The sequence below is a fragment of the Lawsonibacter sp. JLR.KK007 genome (assembly GCF_036941135.1).
Classification (GTDB): Bacteria; Bacillota; Clostridia; order Oscillospirales; family Oscillospiraceae; genus Lawsonibacter.
In genome coordinates this window covers 556,310-574,118 of sequence record NZ_JAYWSY010000001.1, presented here as the reverse complement: position 1 = coordinate 574,118, position 17,809 = coordinate 556,310, and the positions used below count along the sequence as shown (strand labels likewise).

The 17,809-nt window shown below is 62.1% G+C and carries 18 protein-coding genes; 2 read left to right on the top strand and 16 right to left on the bottom strand.

Annotated elements, in window-relative coordinates:
* Positions 1–197 precede the first annotated feature (197 nt).
* Positions 198–1,040, top strand: coding sequence for a helix-turn-helix transcriptional regulator (locus VV088_RS03345; protein WP_334599375.1), 843 nt, complete (start codon positions 198–200; stop codon positions 1,038–1,040).
* A gap of 105 nt (positions 1,041–1,145) precedes the next feature.
* Here VV088_RS03345 and VV088_RS03340 read toward each other — a convergent pair whose 3' ends face one another.
* The 4 genes from VV088_RS03340 to VV088_RS03325 are packed head-to-tail and all read right to left on the bottom strand — an operon-like array spanning position 1,146 to position 4,149.
* A complete protein-coding gene (locus VV088_RS03340) occupies positions 1,146–2,024 on the bottom strand; it encodes a YitT family protein (RefSeq protein WP_334599374.1) in 879 nt (292 codons plus the stop codon).
* A 12-nt stretch (positions 2,025–2,036) separates the two neighbouring features.
* Complete coding sequence (pgsA, locus tag VV088_RS03335; RefSeq protein ID WP_334600457.1) at positions 2,037–2,561, bottom strand: CDP-diacylglycerol--glycerol-3-phosphate 3-phosphatidyltransferase; 525 nt, start codon at positions 2,559–2,561, stop codon at positions 2,037–2,039.
* Positions 2,562–2,572: 11 nt separating this feature from the next.
* Positions 2,573–3,898: a 30S ribosomal protein S12 methylthiotransferase RimO gene (rimO, locus tag VV088_RS03330; RefSeq protein WP_334599373.1), complete on the bottom strand. Its 1,326-nt coding sequence runs from the start codon at positions 3,896–3,898 to the stop codon at positions 2,573–2,575.
* 17 nt (positions 3,899–3,915) lie between these two features.
* Positions 3,916–4,149 carry a helix-turn-helix domain-containing protein gene (locus VV088_RS03325; RefSeq protein ID WP_334599372.1) on the bottom strand — a complete coding sequence of 78 codons (234 nt, stop codon included), beginning with the start codon at positions 4,147–4,149 and terminating at the stop codon, positions 3,916–3,918.
* Positions 4,150–4,224: 75 nt separating this feature from the next.
* On the opposite strand from VV088_RS03325, the gene VV088_RS03320 reads away from it, so the two are divergent.
* The gene (locus tag VV088_RS03320) at positions 4,225–4,476 is read left to right on the top strand and encodes a hypothetical protein (protein ID WP_334599371.1); all 252 of its coding nucleotides are present in this window, start codon (positions 4,225–4,227) and stop codon (positions 4,474–4,476) included.
* Here VV088_RS03320 and VV088_RS03315 read toward each other — a convergent pair.
* From VV088_RS03315 to VV088_RS03260, 12 genes are all read right to left on the bottom strand, one after another.
* Positions 4,473–5,093, bottom strand: coding sequence for a regulatory protein RecX (locus VV088_RS03315; protein ID WP_334599370.1), 621 nt, complete (start codon positions 5,091–5,093; stop codon positions 4,473–4,475). The two genes, VV088_RS03320 and VV088_RS03315, sit on opposite strands and share 4 nt — an antisense overlap.
* A complete protein-coding gene (gene recA, locus VV088_RS03310; protein WP_334599369.1) occupies positions 5,094–6,224 on the bottom strand; it encodes a recombinase RecA in 1,131 nt (376 codons plus the stop codon).
* A 76-nt stretch (positions 6,225–6,300) separates the two neighbouring features.
* Positions 6,301–6,783 (bottom strand): hypothetical protein, encoded by a 483-nt coding sequence (locus VV088_RS03305; protein ID WP_334599368.1) that lies wholly within the window; start codon positions 6,781–6,783, stop codon positions 6,301–6,303.
* A gap of 16 nt (positions 6,784–6,799) precedes the next feature.
* Complete coding sequence (gene prmC, locus VV088_RS03300) at positions 6,800–7,663, bottom strand: peptide chain release factor N(5)-glutamine methyltransferase (protein WP_334599367.1); 864 nt, start codon at positions 7,661–7,663, stop codon at positions 6,800–6,802.
* Positions 7,664–7,700: 37 nt separating this feature from the next.
* Positions 7,701–8,672, bottom strand: a complete 972-nt coding sequence (locus VV088_RS03295) for a DUF1385 domain-containing protein (RefSeq protein WP_334599366.1) — start codon at positions 8,670–8,672, stop codon at positions 7,701–7,703.
* Between the two features lie 48 nt (positions 8,673–8,720).
* Positions 8,721–10,148 carry a sensor histidine kinase gene (locus VV088_RS03290; RefSeq protein WP_334599365.1) on the bottom strand — a complete coding sequence of 476 codons (1,428 nt, stop codon included), beginning with the start codon at positions 10,146–10,148 and terminating at the stop codon, positions 8,721–8,723.
* Between the two features lie 3 nt (positions 10,149–10,151).
* Entirely contained in the window at positions 10,152–10,841 is a 690-nt protein-coding gene (locus tag VV088_RS03285; RefSeq protein WP_334599364.1) for a response regulator transcription factor, read from the bottom strand.
* Between the two features lie 15 nt (positions 10,842–10,856).
* Complete coding sequence (locus VV088_RS03280; RefSeq protein WP_334599363.1) at positions 10,857–12,305, bottom strand: hypothetical protein; 1,449 nt, start codon at positions 12,303–12,305, stop codon at positions 10,857–10,859.
* Positions 12,306–12,457: 152 nt separating this feature from the next.
* Positions 12,458–14,542 carry a sensor histidine kinase gene (locus VV088_RS03275; RefSeq protein ID WP_334599362.1) on the bottom strand — a complete coding sequence of 695 codons (2,085 nt, stop codon included), beginning with the start codon at positions 14,540–14,542 and terminating at the stop codon, positions 12,458–12,460.
* Positions 14,543–14,544: 2 nt separating this feature from the next.
* On the bottom strand, positions 14,545–15,237 hold the full coding sequence (locus VV088_RS03270; RefSeq protein ID WP_334599361.1) for a response regulator transcription factor: 693 nt from the start codon (positions 15,235–15,237) through the stop codon (positions 14,545–14,547).
* Positions 15,238–15,375: 138 nt separating this feature from the next.
* Positions 15,376–16,749, bottom strand: a complete 1,374-nt coding sequence (locus tag VV088_RS03265; protein WP_334599360.1) for an MATE family efflux transporter — start codon at positions 16,747–16,749, stop codon at positions 15,376–15,378.
* Between the two features lie 12 nt (positions 16,750–16,761).
* Complete coding sequence (locus VV088_RS03260; protein WP_334599359.1) at positions 16,762–17,781, bottom strand: leucine-rich repeat domain-containing protein; 1,020 nt, start codon at positions 17,779–17,781, stop codon at positions 16,762–16,764.
* Between the last annotated feature and the right edge of the window lie 28 nt (positions 17,782–17,809).

The following is a 17,809-nucleotide window of genomic DNA, read 5'->3' as shown; positions in this document are numbered from 1 at the left end:
TAATACCCCCATTACAATATTTTGGTTCTCTTTCTGAATGCTTAAATTGTCAAGGTTCCACAACGCGCTTTTCTACAGTGGCTATTTTACCACAAATCTCACAATCGGTCTATACTGTAATTTAGCTTAAAGTTTGCATATCGTCTCCTGGCGTGGTATAATAGGGACAGCCCCATCAACCACAGGAGGTCCCGCCCATGATAAACGTGGAATTCCACCTGCAGCTGAACCACAACGAGACCTGGAACATGAGCCGCCTGCACTTCCATGACCACTGCGAGCTGCTGCTCCCCCTGGTCAGCCCTGGGAACATCTTCGTCAGCGACCAGGTCTATCCCCTGCGCCGGGGGACCCTGTACCTCATCGGAGAAAACACCCTCCACCGCACCATGGCGGAGGGCTTTCATGCCCGGTACGTGCTCCACATCAACAAAAGGTCGCTGACCCAGCTGTCCACCCCCCAAACCGACCTGACCCAGTTCTGCGGGGCCTCCTTCCGCCGGGCGGAGCTGTCCGGCGGCGAGATGACCGAGGTGATCGAGCTGTTTCAGGCCCTGGAGCGCAACAAAAACGACGGCTCCTTCGGCAGCGACATCCGCCAGATGGTGGCCCTGCTCAATCTGCTCATCCGGGTGGCCCCCACCCTGAACGTGGCCGATGCCGGCGAGGCTATCCACAACAAGGATTTTCTCCGGGTAGCCCCCATTCTGGACTACATCCGGGACAATCTGGACCAGCCTCTCACCCTGGATCAGATCGCCGGACGGTTCTATATCAGCAAGCACTACCTGTGCCGCATCTTCAAATCCGCCACCGGCTTCTCCGTCATGGAGTATATCATCTACAGCCGGGTGCTCCGGGCCCGGCAGCTGCTCCAGGAGGGGGTCAGTGTCCAGCAGGCCGGAGAGCTGTCCGGCTTTTCCGACAACTCCCACTTCATCCGCACCTTCGGCCACCTCACCGGCATCACGCCGGGGCGGTACGCCAGGGAGTATCAGTCCGGAGATCAGGTCCTCCTGCCCGGCGAGATCAAGCCCTGAGCCCTCCGCATTATGTCAACATTTGCAAAGCAGGCCCTTCTGCCGCTTTGCATATCTTTGCACAAAACAAGACCTCCGCCCGGCAGCTCCGGGCGGAGGTTTTTCTTAATCTCTCGGCCTTCGGTAGAACTTGCCCACCACCCGTTGGGTGCGCAGGACGTTGACAAAAGCCTTGGGGTCCGACTGGCGGATCTTCCGTGCCAGAGAGCGGACCTCGCCGTCCGACACCACCGAGTAAATGATAACGCAGGGCTCGCCGTTGTACAGGCCCACCCCCTCCATCAGGGTGGCGGTGTGGTTGGTCTCCTGAATCTGGGCGCAGACGCCGCCGGCGGTCTCCCGGCCGGTGACGATGAGCAGCGTGGCCCGCCGGCCATCCGGGTCCAGCATCTTGATCACCTGGGTGCAGGCGTACTGGTACAGCATGGAATACAGCGCCCGGTCCCAGCCGAACAGGTAGCCGGCGATGAACAGCAACACCACATTGCCGCAGAATATGTAGGTCCAGGCGTCCACGTTCTTCCGCTCAGACAGGGCGATGGCGATAAAGTCGGTGCCGCCGCTGGTCACCCGCACCCACAGGCACAGACAGCCGGCAAAGCCGCTGATCATCCCGCCGAAGACGCTGATCAGGAGAATATCCTCCGTGATCTCAAAGGCAGGCACCAGATCGGTAAAAATACTGGTGAGCAAGATGGTCAGGCAGGAGTACAGGGTGAACCGCCTGCCCACCAGCTTGAAGCTGATCACCGCCGGGATGGCGTTCAGCGCCAGGTTGATGGGGCCAAAGGGCAGCTCCACCCCGCCAAACTCCAGGGCGCACCGCTGGATCAGGCGGGCGACGCCGGTAAAGCCCCCCGGGAACAGGTCCCCCGCCGCCACGAAGCTTTTCAGGTTGATGGCTACAATCAGTGAGGACAGGGCGATCACCAGCACGCGGATGACGAATTCCTTGAGCCGGTCCTTCTGGGTCATCGTTCTCATAGCCGCTCCTTTTTATTTGGCTTCCGCCAAAATATCCACATTTTTCATAAAATATTCCACACCGGAATAGATGGTGGTCAGTACGATGACGGCGGTGCAGATCTGGTTGACCACGGCTGGCAGGGGCAGAAGCATGAGGATGACGCACACCATGGTGGCGGCGGTCTTCACCTTGCCCGACCAGCCGGCGGCAATCACCCGGCCCTTGTCGGCGGCCACCATCCGCAGGCCGGACACGGCGAACTCCCGGATGATGACGATGAGCAGCGCCCAGGCGGGCATCTGTCCCACCTCCACGAACCACAGCATGGCGGCGGTGACCAGGCACTTGTCCGCCAGGGGGTCCATGAACTTGCCGAAGTCGGTGATCTGGTTATAGTGCCGGGCGATATAGCCGTCCAGGGTGTCGGTGACGCTGGCGGCGGCGAAGATGGCCAGCGCCCAGTAGCTGGCATAGGGCACGTCTAAGTACAGCACCAGCAGAAAGGCGGGGATCATCACCACCCGCAGGATAGTCAGCTTGTTGGCGGTATTCATTGACACGTTTCTCACTCCTCGATCTCACCGGTCAGGTCCCCGTCGGCAACCCCCGTGATGCGTACGTTGACAAACTCCCCTGCCGGGACCAGTCCGGCGGCGGTAAACAGGACCCGGCCATCGATCTCCACCGAATCGGCGCAGGTGCGGCCGGCGTAACAGCCCGCCTCGGCGTCGAAGCCCTCGCACAGCACCTCCAGCGTCCTGCCCAGCCGCGCCTCGTTGTACTCGTCCATGATCCGGGACTGGAGATCCACCACCAGCTCCACCCGCCGGGCGGCAGTGTCGGGATCAACCTGGTCCTCCATGGCGGCGGCCAGGGTGCCCTCCTCTGGAGAGAACTGGAACACCCCCACCCGCTGGAGCTTCTGCTCCCGGAGGAATGCGCACAGCTCCTCAAACTCCGCCTCCCCCTCCCCGGGCAGGCCGCAGATCAGGGAGGTGCGGATCACCACGTCGGGCATGGCCTCCCGCAGCTTTGCAAACAGCGCCTCCAGCTCCGCCCTGGTGGTCCGGCGGCGCATGGCCTTCAAAATCCCGTCGTTGCAGTGCTGGATGGGGATGTCCAAGTAGTGGAGCACCTTGGGCTGGGAGGCGATGGTCTCAATCAGCTCATCGGTAATGGCCTCCGGGTAGAGGTAGTGAAGGCGGAGCCAATGGAAGCTCAGCTTACACAACTCGTCAATCAGCCGAGCCAGGGAGGTCTTTTCCTCCAGGTCCAGGCCGTAGCGGGTGATGTCCTGGGCAATGACGATCAGCTCCTTCACCCCGGACCGGGCCAGCCCCTCCGCCTCCTCCAGCACGGCCGCCATTGGCCGGCTGCGGTACCGGCCCCGGAGCTTTGGGATGACACAGAAGGCACATCCGTTGCTGCACCCCTCAGCGATCTTCAGATAGGCGGTGTAGGGCGGAGTGGTCACCAGCCGCTCCCCGTCCTCATAGGTACGGTGGATATCGCCGAAATATTCCGGCCGCTCCCCCGCCATCAGCTCCTCCACGGCGGACACCACGTCGGTGTAGCTGCCGGTGCCCAGCATACCGTCCACCTCGGGCAGCTCCTCCTGGATGTCCTCTGGGTAGCGCTGGCTGAGACAGCCCGCCACCAGCAGCTTTTTCAGCTTGCCCGCCTTTTTCAGCTCTCCCAGCTGGATGATGTTGTCGATTGCCTCGCTTTTGGCCGACTCGATGAACCCGCAGGTGTTCAGCACCGCCACGTCGGCCCCCTCCGGGTCGCCGGTGACGGTGTGTCCCGCCGCCCGGCACAGGGCCATCATCTGCTCGGTGTTCACCAGGTTCTTGGCGCAGCCAAGGGAGATAAACGCGATTTTATATGCCATGATATCGCTCCTATTTTTTACTTCCCTCTCCACGTGGGGTCGTCTGTGATACCCAGGAGGTAGTCGGTAGAAACCTGGAAAAACTCCGCCAATATAACCAGACGCTGGAGACTGGTTCCCGTCTTTCCATTCTCCATATCTCCGGCTTGTGTCGTGCTCACATTCAAGAGTTTCGCAATATCAGCAAGAATCAGGTTTTTTCCTTTTCTCAAGCTCCGGACCCGCTCACCAAATATTTTTAAATCAAGCATAAATTCACCCTTGACTTTTCCGGTTTAATCTGATATTATGTTTTCAGATAAAATCTGAAAACAGGGGGTATTCCCATGAACGAATTTTTAACTGACCTCTACAACTACATCAGCGAACGCACGCCGGGCTTGCAGGACGACCGCGACTATCAGCGTGCGGTACAAGCATACATGACGCTGGAGGGAGAAGTCAAGGAAAAGATCGGCAGCGACCTGCTATACCGGTATCAATGCGCGGAGGATGATATCTCCCGCCGGCGAAATATTGCGGTCTTTGCCCAGACCCTGCGGTTCAGTCACCGCTTCATGCTGGAGGTCCTGCGTTAGTCCCAGACCTCCATACCGTAGCGCCGCAGGGCGTCGCTGATCTCGGGCCAGCGGTAGCCCCGGCGGGCCAGAGCGTCAGAGGCCCGTTTCACGTCCTTGGGGTCGTGGCTGCCCTTCAGCTTTTTCTCCAGAAAGGCGTCGATGGCGGAGGCGCTGTCCTCCTCCTCAATCCGCTCCAGGGCCTCGTCCCACAGCTCCCGGGGGACACCCCGGCGGTAGAACTCATCCCGGATCTTCCGTTTCCCGTAGCCCTTGCGGGTGTAGAGCTCCGCCACCTCACGGGCATAGGCGGCGTCGTCCAGATAGCCCAAGTCCTCCAGCCAGCCGGCAATCTCCTGGGCTTTCTCCGGCGGACAGTTTATTTTCTCCAGCCGCTTTACAAACTCTTTCCGGGAACGAGGGGTATCCATAATCATGCGCAGGGCATGGGCGCGGAAATTTTCGTTCTCGATGGCCTGCGTGAGCCTGTCCGCCTCCTCGTCCGACAGCTCCCGGCCGGCGTAGAGGGCAAAATCCGCGATCTGATTTTTGCTCAGCCGCAGGATGGACCCGTCCTCCAGCACCGCCAGCCAGCGGTCCCGGACCCGTTTAGAGGGCTTTAATTCCTCAATAACCATTTACGCCTCGTCCGCCGGAGCGCCGTCGTCAAAGTCGTCGGCGGAGACGTCCACTGCACGGCCGGCGGCCTTGGCGGCGGTCTGGGACTGCTTGCTCATCAGCTTGTATGCATTGGCCCGGACCTGCTCCTCCACGTCGGCGGCGATGTCCGGGTTGTCCTTCAGGAACTGCTTGGCGGCGTCCCGGCCCTGACCGATGCGGGTCTCCCCCATGGAGAACCAGGAGCCGGATTTCTGGATGATGTCCAGCTTGGCGGCCAGATCCACCATCTCCCCCCATTTGGAGATGCCCTCCCCGTAGAGGATGTCAAATTCCGCCTCCCGGAAGGGGGGCGCCACCTTGTTCTTCACGATTTTGGCCCGGGTGCGATTGCCGATCACCTCGCCGCTCTCCTTGATGGCCTCAACGCGGCGCACGTCAATGCGGACGGAGGAGTAGAACTTCAGCGCCCGGCCGCCGGTGGTCACCTCCGGATTGCCGTACATCACCCCTACCTTCTCCCGCAGCTGGTTGATGAAAATGACGATGCAGTTGGTCTTGGCAATGGAGCCGGCCAGCTTGCGCAGGGCCTGGCTCATCAGGCGGGCCAGCAGGCCCACGTGGGCGTCTCCCATGTCCCCCTCGATCTCCGCGCGGGGGGTCAGGGCGGCCACGGAGTCCACCACGATCACGTCCAGCGCGCCGGAGCGGACCAGCGCCTCACAGATCTCCAGGCCCTGCTCGCCGGTGTCCGGCTGGGAGATGAGCATGGAGTCGATGTCCACCCCCAGCGCACGGGCGTAACTGGGGTCCAGGGCGTGCTCGGCGTCAATAAAGGCCACCTCGCCTCCCCGCTTCTGGGCCTCGGCCACGATGTGGAGGGCCAGGGTCGTCTTACCGGAGGACTCGGGACCGTAGACCTCAATGATGCGGCCCTTGGGCACGCCGCCAATGCCCAAGGCGATATCCAGGGACAGAGAGCCGGTGGGGATGGAGTCCACCACCACGCCGGTATTCTCCCCCAGCCGCATGATGGAACCCTTTCCATAGGCCCGCTCGATCTGGGCCATAGCGGTGGCCAGAGCCTTCTTCTTATCGGTAGCCGGCGCGGCCGACTCGATCATGGGTTTTTTACTCGCCAAGTCAATCATCCTTTCCTGCCGGCGGCATTCCGTCCGGCCCCGTTCTGTCCCATAGCATACTCTTTTAAATGTCCCATAAACCGGACTATTCTTCCACCCACTCCTGCCACCGTTTCATCCAGGGGATACCGTCCCACAGCTTGCCAGCATGGATGAAGTACGCAAGGGCGGTCATAACCGCCTCTTTGTCGGTGGTAGTGGTCTCCCGGAAGATAATGGTCTGACCGTCCGAATGGGAAATGTTGGTCTCTTCGTCCGAGTCTAAGTACTTCGGGTCGTAGGTGGACCACCAAACTTGTCCCAGATCCTCCCCGTAGCTCAGGTTGTAGAGGGTCCCGTCTGTCTCCAGCTCCAGATAGTCCCCCTCCTCGTCCGCCTCGCGGTAGAGGTAAATATCCATCCAGACTCCGCTGCGCAGGTTTTTCAAGACCCGCTTCACATTGCTTGGTGTGATTTCATGAAAGTCCCCCGGCCAACGGACGTAATAACGGGCAGCAATCCCCTCCGGCAGCGCCGCCGGGACCTGGGCCGCGGGAATCAACTCCCTGTGTTCGATACACCGTCTCATTTCGGCATCTCCCGTTCTAGTTGTTGATGGTCCCCTCCACCACCCGGAGGATGTTCTGCGTATCGGGCAGGACCTTGATGTCCTCATAGCCATTCTTGTCCAGAATGTCCTCCACGGCCCCGGCCTGACCCATTCCCACCTCAAAGATGAGGGTCCCGCCCAGGCGCAGGGCGGATTTCCACTTGGAGGCAATCACGTGGTAGTAGTCCAGTCCGTCCGCGCCGCCGTCCAGAGCCATAACCGGCTCGTAGTCCCGTACGGAGATATCCAGGTTGGGGATATCCCCGCTGGGGATGTAGGGCGGGTTGCACACAATGGCGTCGAAGTCCCAAAGCGCCGAGCTGGGGGCCTCCAGCGCATTCACCGACAGACAGGTGACCCGGGCGTTAAGCTCATTGCGGCGGACATTCTGCTTGCACACCCGCAGCGCTCCCTCGGACAGCTCCGCCAGCACCACCCGGCACTCCGGGGCGTTGGCGGCCACCGCCAGCCCCACGCAGCCGCTGCCGGCGCACAGGTCCAGCACCCGGGCGCCCTCGCCGGACTCACGGGCCTTCAAAATGCCCCGCTCGGCCAGCAGCTCGGTGTCCAGCCGGGGGATGAGCACGTCCCGGGAGATGTCCAGCGACAGGCCGTAAAACTCCCACTCGCCAATGATATAGGCCACCGGCTCCCCCGCCAGACGGCGGCGGACCAGCTCCTCCACCCGCTGCTCCATTGCACCGGAGACGTACAGGGACATGTCCCGGTAAAACTGCTCCCGGCTCTTGTCGGCGGCAAAGCAGATGATCTCCCGGGCCTCCAGCTGGGCCGACTCCACCCCCGCCTTCTTCAGCCGGGCGCGGGTGTCCAGGAATAGGTTGTTGTAGGTGGTTGCCATGGAATCACCTTCCTGTTGTATTTCGTCTTTGGTCTCGTTACCAGGCGTCCTCCCCCTGCTGCTCCGGCAGGACCAGCTCCAGGGCCTGGATGCCCACCTCGATCATGGAGTCGTCCGGCTCGAAGGTGGTAAAATTCTGCAGCCACAGGCCGGGGGCGGTCAGGACCCGGGTGACGGGGCCGTCGTGACGCCCGGCCCAGCGGTTGAACTCGTAGCTGATCCCCACAATGACCGGCAGCATGGCCAGATGGGCCAGAAAGCGCAGGAAGGGGTTGTGCACCGGCCAGATGGCGAAGACAATGGTGGACACGAGAATGGACACGGCGATGACCATAAACAGGAAGCTGGTACCGCACCGGGGGTGGTGCCGGGGCTGGAGGCGCACATTCTCCACGGTCAGGGGCAGTCCGGCCTCGTAGCAGAAGATGGTCTTGTGCTCCGCTCCGTGGTAGGAAAAGACCCGTTTCATCTCCCCCATCCGGGAGCAGATGGCCAGGTAGGCCACAAAGATGAGCAGCTTCAGCGCGCTCTCTGCCAGGTTTCGAATCAGCATGGAGTCGGTCAGGACGGTGACGGCCGTCCCCAGCAGGGTGGGCAGGAGGAAAAACAGCCCGATGGACATGGCCAGCCCCAGCAGTACCGCCAGGGTGGTGATCAGGGCGGTGAACCGCTCGCTGCCCAGGCGCTCGTTGAGCCAGCTCTCAAATTTGGAGGGTTCTTCCCCCTCCCCCTCCTCCCCGTCCTCCGGGTAGAACTCGGCGGAGTACATCAGGGCGGTGACCCCATTGTACATGGAATCGGCAAAGTTGATCACGCCCCGGATCAGGGGCCAGCCCAGGATGGGGTACCGGTCCTTGATGAACCGGAGCTCCTTCTCCTGGATCTCCAGCCCGCCGTCGCTCCTGCGGACCACCACGGCCTGCTTCCGGGGGCCGCGCATCATGATGCCCTCAATGAGGGCCTGTCCGCCGCACATGGTTTTGAATTTCTGTGGTTCTTGCTTGGACATTTAGGTTCTCCTTTGGTTTTACTTCTGTTTATTATAGCAGACCTGCCCTCAGACTTCAACGGGCAGCCGGACGGTCACCTGAAAGCCGCCGCCCACAGCGTTGTCCACCTCCAGCTTCCCCTCATGGCGGGTGACGATCTCCTCGCACACCGCCAGACCGATGCCAGAGCCCCGGGCTCTGGAGCTGCCCTTGTAGAATTTGTTCTTCAGGAAGGGCAGCTCCTCCTCGGGGACGCCGGGGCCGTAGTCCCGGATGCGGATCACCGCCTCCTCCCCCTCCTGGTGGATGGATACGTCAATGCGCTTGCCGGCTCCCCCGTGCTTGCCCGCGTTGTCCAGCAGGTTGCAGAACACCTGGCGCAGCCGCTCCGGGTCCCCGGAGATGGGCAGGGCCTCCTCCGGGCCGCCGGCATACACCACTGCGATGTCCTCCTTGCGGAAGAACTCGGTGTAGGTGTACACGGCGTCCTCCAGCTCCGCCTTCAGGTCCAGAGGCTCCACCGACAGAGTGAACCGGCCGTCCTCCATCCGGGAGAACTCCAGCAGCTCCTCCACCATGTTGGTCAGCCGCCGGGCCTCGGAGACGATGATGCCCATCCCCTTGCGGATGTCGCTGGCCGAGCGGCACTCCCCGTTCTGGATGGTCTCCGCCCAGCCGGTGATAGCGGTCAGCGGGGTGCGCAGCTCGTGGGAGACGGAGGAGATAAACTCGCTCTGGGTCTTCTCCGCCTGCCGGATCTTTCGGGACATATCGTTGATGGCGTCGGTGAGCTCGCCGATCTCGTCGTCGTACTTTTTCTCGATCTGCACACCGTAGCTGCCGTCGGCGATCACCTGGGCGATCTCGGTGATGCCGGCCAGAGGCTCCACAATGGAGCGGACAAAGTACAGGTTGGAAAAATAGACCATGGCAAAGATGCCCAGGGCGATGGCGGCGATCACCGTCATGGTAAAGATAAACTGCCGGTCGATCTCAGACAGGGAGGTGACATAACGGATCACCCCCACCACCTCCCCCTGGTAGATCACCGGGCTGGAGGCGGCCAGGATGCGCTCCCCGGTGTCCGGGTCCCGGCCGCTCCAGGAGCCGCCGCTGCGCTCGTTCAGGGCCTTTTGGATGTCCGGGGTGCTGGGTGCAGAGCCGGCGGTCAGGTCGTTGCCCGAGAAAACCACCGCCCCCGTCGTGTCCAGAAACTGCAGCTCCAGCTTGCCCTTGTCCTCGTAGCTGCTCACCGTCTGCTGGGCCGCCGCCCAGTAGTCGGAGCGGGTATACATCCGGAAGCCGTTGGCCCCGGAGGTGGCCTTGCGCAGCAGATCGTCCTCCGTGCCGGTGTAGTAGTAGCTCACCAGCATGGCGGCGAAGGCCCCCACCGCCAGCGTCAGGATCAGCATCACAATGGCCACGCTGTTCAGCAGCCACCGCCTCCGGATGCCCCGGATCTTTACCTGGTCCTGTACCTTCGTCGTCTTGGCCATTGCTCAACTTCCCCATTTATAGCCGTAGCCCCACACCGTGTTGACAAAGGTGGGCTTTTGGGCGTTGTCCTCGATTTTGATGCGCAGGCGGCGGATGTTTACGTCCACAATCTTCAGCTCTCCAAAGTAGTCCTTGCCCCAGACGGTATCCAAAATCTCCTCCCGGGACAGGGCTTTCCCCGGATTCTCCATAAACAGCTTAACGATAGAGTACTCCACCTGGGTCAGCTTCACCCGCTGGCCGTTTTTTTCCAGGGTGCGGTTGCGGGTGTTCAGCAGGAAGGGCGGGTCGCTGATCTCGTCGGGGGAGACGGAGACCTCGTCCCCGCCGGTGCGGCGGAAGAGGGCGTCCACCCGGGCGGTGAGCTCCGCCGGGGAGAAGGGCTTGGTCACATAGTCGTCCGCCCCGGTCATCAGGCCGGTGACCTTATCCATCTCCTGGGTGCGGGCGGTGAGCATGATGATGCCGATCTTGTTGTCCATGGCCCGCAGGCGGCGGCAGACCTCAAAGCCGTCGATGCCGGGCAGCATGATGTCCAGCAGGGCCACCTTGATGTCCGGGTTGTTCTTCACGGCCTCCAGGGCCTCCTCGCCGGCGCCCGCCTCCACGGTCTGATAGCCCGCCCGCTTCAGATTGATGACCACAAAACTGCGGATATTCTCCTCGTCCTCCAGGACCAGTACCTTTCGCATGGGCGTTTTCCTCCCTTACTCATTATACCAGCTGCGCTTGATGGTGTCGAACCGCTCCAGCAGGTCCATCTCGTCCAGGCCGGAGTTCCAACCGTCCTCATGGAAGCGGGCGGCGTAGGTGATGTTCTCCTCCTCCCGGAGGATGGTCCAGCCCTCCTCCTCCAGGTCGGTGGTGCGGCTGCTGGCCATGCGGTAGATGGACAGGAAGGGTTCCGGTTCCCGCTCCTGGCCCAGCCAGTGGGAGATGACCACCTCTCGCCGTCCGGTGACCTGGTCGTTGCGGGAGATGGTGATCTGGTCCCGCCAGCTCTCCGGGATGGTGAGGTACCAGCCATCGCTGACGTTGTGGTAAGTCGTGACCACATGGTTGCGGGTGCCCCGCTCGTCGTACTGGGCCCAGTCGATGAGCCAGAAGTTGCTGGAGGTGCTCTCCCCGTAGCTGGGCAGCTGGTAGGGGGAGGGCAGCTCGGCCACCATGTCGCTGTTGATGTCGGTGGGATTGATGTCGGTATAGCCCTGAATCAGCTCCCGGCTCACCCCCTCGCTCCCCATGGAGACGTTGGTCAGCGTACCGTTCATATAGGCCACCACATCAATGACCCGTCCCCCCTCCGCCAGGGTGCTGGTGACATAGAGGGCGGGCTGGTTGTGGTTTCCGGCCAGATAGTTGGTGCGGATGCGGTTGAGTGCGTTGATGCCGGCGGACAGCTCGGTGACCCCCAGCGAGGCGATGGCGCCGTCATCCCAGCCATACAGCTCCACCTGACTGCTGGCCCCGCCCGCGTCCATCCGGGCGACCAGCACCTCGATGCGGGAGTCCCGGTCCATGTCCAGCAGCCGGCAGCCGCTGGAGCCGTCGACGGCCACGCTGCACCGGGTGAGCAGCCGCTCGGTGCCCATCAGGTCGGCCCGGGTCATGGACCGGACGGCGGCGAGCCGCTCCTCCTCCTCCAGACCCTCGCTGGGCAGGTCCACGTCGTCCAGGGTATAGACCCCCAGCTGGTACGCGCCAGTGCTGATCTGCCAGTTGACCGCCAGCTCCTTGCGGCCCTCGCCGTTGATCTGGGCGTAGTCGATGGCGTAGATGGCGCTGCCCTCGCCCTCCACCACGCCGGTCACCACATACTCCTCGTCGATCTGGTTGAAAATGTAGATTTTGATCGGCTTCTCGATGCCGGGCACCCGGAAAAAGGTGACCGCGCTCTCCCGCAGGCTGTCGCCGTCCAGGTCCTGGAGCTGGATGCTGGCGGTGTTGTCCCCCGCCATGATGGTCACATCCTCCACCCGGACCCCAAACTCGGTCTCCAGCCCGGTGCGCACCGCCCGGATGGCGGCGTTGAGCTGCTCATAGCCCGGCGACTTCTCCGGCTGGCGGTACAGGTCGTCCGGGGAGCGGAACAGACAGCCGCTGAGCAGCGCCAGCGCCAGCAGCATGGGGGCCAGCATGGTCCATCGTTTCTTCACAACGCTCCGCCTCCTTTCCCGGTCCAGAATACATTACATAATGACGGTACCTATCATCATACCACAAATCCTGAAAAAAGCCATAGCTTTTTCCAATTTTCTGGGGACAAAAAATCCGCCCATCCCATTGGGGACGGGCGGACGCAGATGGGTCAATTGGCCTGGGGCAGGGTAACAATGGCTTTGAACAGGTCGCCGTCCACAGCCAGGTCGAAGGCGCCCCCCTGAAGCTCGGTGAGAGACCGGGCGATGGACAGCCCCAGCCCGGAGCCCTCGGTGGACCGGGACTCCTCCCCCCGGACGAACCGCTCCATCAGCCGCTCGGCGGGGACGTTCAGCGGCTCCCGGGAGATGTTTTTCACCGACAGGACCACCTGTCCCTTCCCCCGCTCCAGGTCCAGGTAGACCCGGGTACCCTCCATGGCGTACTTGGCGCAGTTGGACAGCAGGTTGTCGATGACCCGCCACAGGTGGCGGCCGTCGGCGTAGACCCAGGTCTCCCCCTCGGGAAGGGTGGTCACCAGGGTGAGGCGCTGCTGGGTCAGCCGCTCCTCCCACTCCGCCGCCGCCTGGTCGATGAGCTGGGCCATGCCAATCTTCTCCCGAGCCACCGACAGCACCCCCGTGGACGCTTTCGACGCCTCCACCAGATCCTCGGTGAGCTTTTTCAGCCGCTGGGACTTCCGGTCCAGCACCTCGATATACTCCGCCGCCTTGGGGTCGGTCTGGTCGGTGGATTTCAGCAGGTTGACATAATTGATGATCGAGGTGAGGGGCGTTTTCAAATCGTGGGAGACGTTGGTAATCAGCTCCGCCTTGAACCGCTCGCTCTTCATCTTCTCGTCCACCGCCGCCGACAGCCCGGCGGAGATGTTGTTCAAATCCTCCGCCTGGAGGCGCAGGTCGTAGGGCATCCGCCGGGTGTCGATCTGGTATTCCAGATCCCCCTTGGCAATGGTCTTGGTGCCTTGGCGCAGGCGGTAGTAGCCGTAGGCCCACCAGGACAGGAAGAGCAGCAAGACCATCTGCAAACAGAAATACATCAGCATAAATACACCGTCATACCTCCCCACCGCAATCAGCCAGAAGGAAAATACCACATACGCCCCGAAGCCCAGCACCAGCTTCCAGGTAAAGGGCAGGAAGCGAAGGAAGTCATGGATGGTCTTCACCATCCATGTGACCACCCTGCACAGCAGGGTGGTTTTCCCCAGACAGCCCGCCTTGAGCCGGACAGCCAAGGTGCGCAGCAGCAGCGCACCGCAGGACACCTCGGCGGCGAAGAGAGCACCGGCCCCTATCATCCCCAGCTCATAGAAGGCACCAAAATCCTCATTCATGATGGAGTAAATATTGGCCGCTCCCCAGTAGAGCTGCTCCGCCGTCCAGATCAAGCAGGCAACCAGACAGACTTCGGCAGCAATCACAACCGCGGCGTACAGGTCAAAGAATATCCGCTCCTGCCAGGTGGTGACGGTCCCCTCCGCCCCCGCCCTGTGTCCGGCGGTCCAGAGTACCCAGACCAGGGCCAGCAGGGTGAGCGCCGTCAGACTCAAAAAGCCGGTGAGGTACTGGTCAAAGGCCGCCCGGTCCATGTTCCATATGCTCCAGATCTGGCTGAACTCGTCCTGAATCGAATCGTCAATCGTTTCAGGCACCCCGTACTCCAGCACCAGCTTCAGCGGCGCGGCTTCGGTCTCCGGATTGAGTCCCGCAGTGGGAGGATCAGAATATCCTTCGCCCGTTTCCGAGTTATAGTAGGACGCATTCCCATAGATATCCTCCTCCCAAAGCTCGAAGGAGAAGTAGTGTACATTCTGGACCGCCCGGATCATGGCCTCGTCGTCGTTGAGGTTGGTGCCCAGAAGGGTCTGCCCGTTGTCGGTAAGCACCCGGAAACGGAACCAGGTGTTCTGCCGGGAAAACCGCTCCTCCACCTTGGCCCGCTCCTCCCGCAGGGCCTCCGCGTCGGCGTAGGCCAGGGAACTGGCGGTTCCCTCCCCAATCTGCTGCTCCAGCTGCTCCAGCCGCTGGGAGAGCCTGATCCCCGCCACCAGCTCCCGCCGGCGTTCGTCCACGGCGTTGTAGTACCGGGAGGAGTTCTGCCAGCTGTCGTCGGCCACCGATCCGAAGCTGAGCACCGCCCGCACCCCGAAAATCCCCGCCCCAAAGGCGGCGGCCAGCAGAACGGCCCAGGCACACAGCTTGGCGATTACATTGCCTTGCAGCTTGTTCACGGCTATGCTCCCTTCTCAATCTTATAGCCCAGGCCCCAGACCACCTTCAAGTACCGGGGCTCGGCAGGGTTGATCTCGATCTTCTCTCGCAGGTGCCGGATGTGGACGGCCACCGTGTTTTCCGAGCCGTAGGCCGGGTCGTTCCACACCTGCTCGTAGATCTGGGCAGAGGAAAACACCTGCCCCGGGTGGGACAGCAGCAGCTTCAGGATGTTGTACTCGATGGGGGTGAGGCTGATGGGCTCTCCGTCCACGGTGACCACCTTGGCCCCGTCGTCCATGGCGATGGGGCCGGCGGTGATGAGGCCAGGGCCCTTCTCCGCCCCGCCCAGGGAGGTGTACCGCCGCAGCTGGGATTTTACCCGGGCCATCACCTCCAGAGGGTTGAAGGGCTTTGTGATATAGTCGTCCGCCCCGATGTTCAGACCCAGGATCTTGTCGGTGTCCTCGCTCTTGGCGGTAAGGAGGATGATGGGCACGTTGCTCCCCTCCCGCAGCTTGACGGTGGCCCGGATGCCGTCCAGCTCGGGCATCATGATGTCCATGAGAATCAGGTGGATCTCGTGGGTCTCCGCCGCCTTCAGCGCCTCCCGGCCGTTGTAGGCCTTGATGGTCTGGTAGCCCTCGCTGGTGAGATAGATATCCAGCGCAGACACAATGTCTCTGTCGTCGTCACAGATCAGGATGGTGTACATGTCAACGGCTCCTCCCCTGTTTATTTCTGACCATAGCATATCACAGACAGTTTAAATCGCAAGTAGGAAAATCTTAAGAACTCTTAAAATTTCCCCACTGAAAAGCCCCGGAGAACATCCGCTCTCCGAGGCCGGCTGTCAGGTCTCTTTCCCAAACTCGGTTTTGAAGTAGTGGCCGGTCACGGAAGCGGCCAGTGTAAAGGCCAGCAAATCGGACACGGCCTGTGTGCGCTCCAGGCCGGCGAGGCCGAAGCAGGCCGTCATCAGATAGACCAGCGGGATGTACAGCCCCTGCCGGCAGATGGCCAGGATGACAGCCCGCCAGGATTTGCCCAGCGACTGGAAGAACATGTTGGAAAACACCATCACCGCTCCCAGGGGCAGGGTAAAGCACTGATACCGGAAGGCCCGGGTGCCGATCTCAATGACCAGAGGGTCGTCCCGGCGGAACAGGGCGATGATCCAGGGGGCCAGGAAAAAACCAATCACCGCCCCCACCGTCAGGATGATGGTGCAGCTTTTCAAGGAAAACCGCACCGCCTCCTTCACCCGGTCCAGCCGCTTCGCGCCGTAGTTATAGCCCAGCACCGGCTGGAACCCCTGGCCGAAGCCGATGACGATGGACTGGATCAGGTTGAAGATTTTGGTGACGATGGACAGGGCAGCCACCGCCGCGTCGCCGTAGATGCGGGCGTTGTAGTTCAGGGACATGGTGGCCGCCGACAGCACTCCCTGGCGGAAGAAGGAGGGCATGCCCTGCTTCAGAATGGCCAGATAGGTCCGGGGGGAGCGGGAAATGCAGGCGGGACTCACCTGCAGGCTGCTCTTTCTCCGCAGGAAGAAGGAGGCCAGAATGCTCAGGCTGACACACTGACTCAGCAGGGTGGCCGCTCCCGCCCCGGCGATGCCCATGTGGAAGCCGTAGATGAAGATGGGGTCCAGGATCATGTTCAGCACCCCGCCGGTGGCCAGGCCGAAGACGGACAGGCTGGCCTTCCCCTGCCAGCGCAGCAGGTTGTTCAGGGTGAAGGCCAGGATCATCACCGGTGCGCCCAGAACGATGTAAAAGGCATAGTCCAGCGCGTAGGGGTAGATGGTACTGGTGCTGCCCAGCAGCCAGATCAGGTCCCCTCGGAAGGCCAGTCCCAGCGCCGACAGGATCAGGCCCAGGACCAGCGCGGTGATCACACCGGTAGAGGCATAGGTGTCGGCCTCCTCCCCCCTGTCCTGGCCCAGCAGCCGGGAGGCGATGGAGCCGGAGCCCATGCCCACCGTAAAGCCCACCGCCTGAATGATGGCCATCAGGGAAAAGACCACCCCCACCGCCCCCGAGGCGCTGGTGTTCAGCTGGGAGACAAAGTAGGTATCCGCCATGTTGTAGATGGAGGTGACCAGCATGCTGACGATCGTGGGGGCGGCCAGGGACAGGATCAGCCGGTCCACCGGCGTCTCCAGCATTTTTTCGCGCTGGTTTGCCGGTTCCTTGGGGTGGCTTTGATGAAAATGGGGCAAGGATTTCGCCTCCTAATTGTAATATTTCTCAGGCCAGACGTAGACCGACAGCCCGTCCAGTTCCCCATATTCGATAAGCTGGGGGGCCAGAGTCTGAACGTCGTACCGGCGGGCCACCTCGGTATCCAGGCTGAGGCAGCACAGCCGCTTCATGGTGGAGATCACCTCCAGGCCGGTGAGGCCGGGGTTGTTCTGGAGATCCAGGACGTGGGCCCGGCAGAATTCCAGACCGGAAATGTCCCCCAGGCCGGTGTTGGACAGGTCCAGCATCCCCAGCCGCTTGCACTTGCGCAGGCAGGCCAGCGCTCCCGGCTCCAGAGGGTTGCCCCGCAGGTCCAGAACGTTCAGATTAGTCAGTCCCCGCAGAGGCTCCAGGCTGGTAATCTGATTGCCGTAAACCTTCAGCTGCACCAGCTTGTCCAGCCCCGCCAGCGGAGACAGGTCCGAAATCAGGTTGTAGGGGACCCACAACTCCCGCAGGCCGCTGAGGGTGGCCAGAGGGGTCAGGTCCTCAATGTCGTTGTCCCACAGGTCCAGCTCCTTCAGCTGGGTCAGCCCCTCCAGAAAGGACAGGTCCCGAATCCGCACCCCTCGCTGCTGAAACCGCTTGGCCTTGACCAGCTCCGCCGCCTGCCGAAACAGATGCTCCTCCTCCAGGGTCAGGCCGGCCTTGACCAGCTCCTCCCCGTCCGCCTGAATGGCCCGGATCAGACGGCCCAAGCGGGCCACCTCCTCGGGGTCGTTCCAGAAAATCCAGTCCGCCAGCGCCTTCCGCTGCCAGCCCGCTTCCGCCGCCTCCAAATGCTCCGCCCGGGAGACGTTCCACTGCCAGCCGGGCTGGCTCTGGGCCTTCCGCAGGGCGGCAAGGCGTCCGTCCCGCTCCTGGGGCAGGGGGGCCAGGGTCCGGCGCAGCTGGTTTTTCAGATACCCCGCCCACACGTCCGGGCTGGGGCCGGAGTAAAAAAAGCCGTCCGCGTCGGGGAACTGGACCCCGGAATCAGGCTGGTTTTGTTCCGTCTCTCTCCTGTTCATCCGTCTATGCCTCCTTTTTGTACGAGCA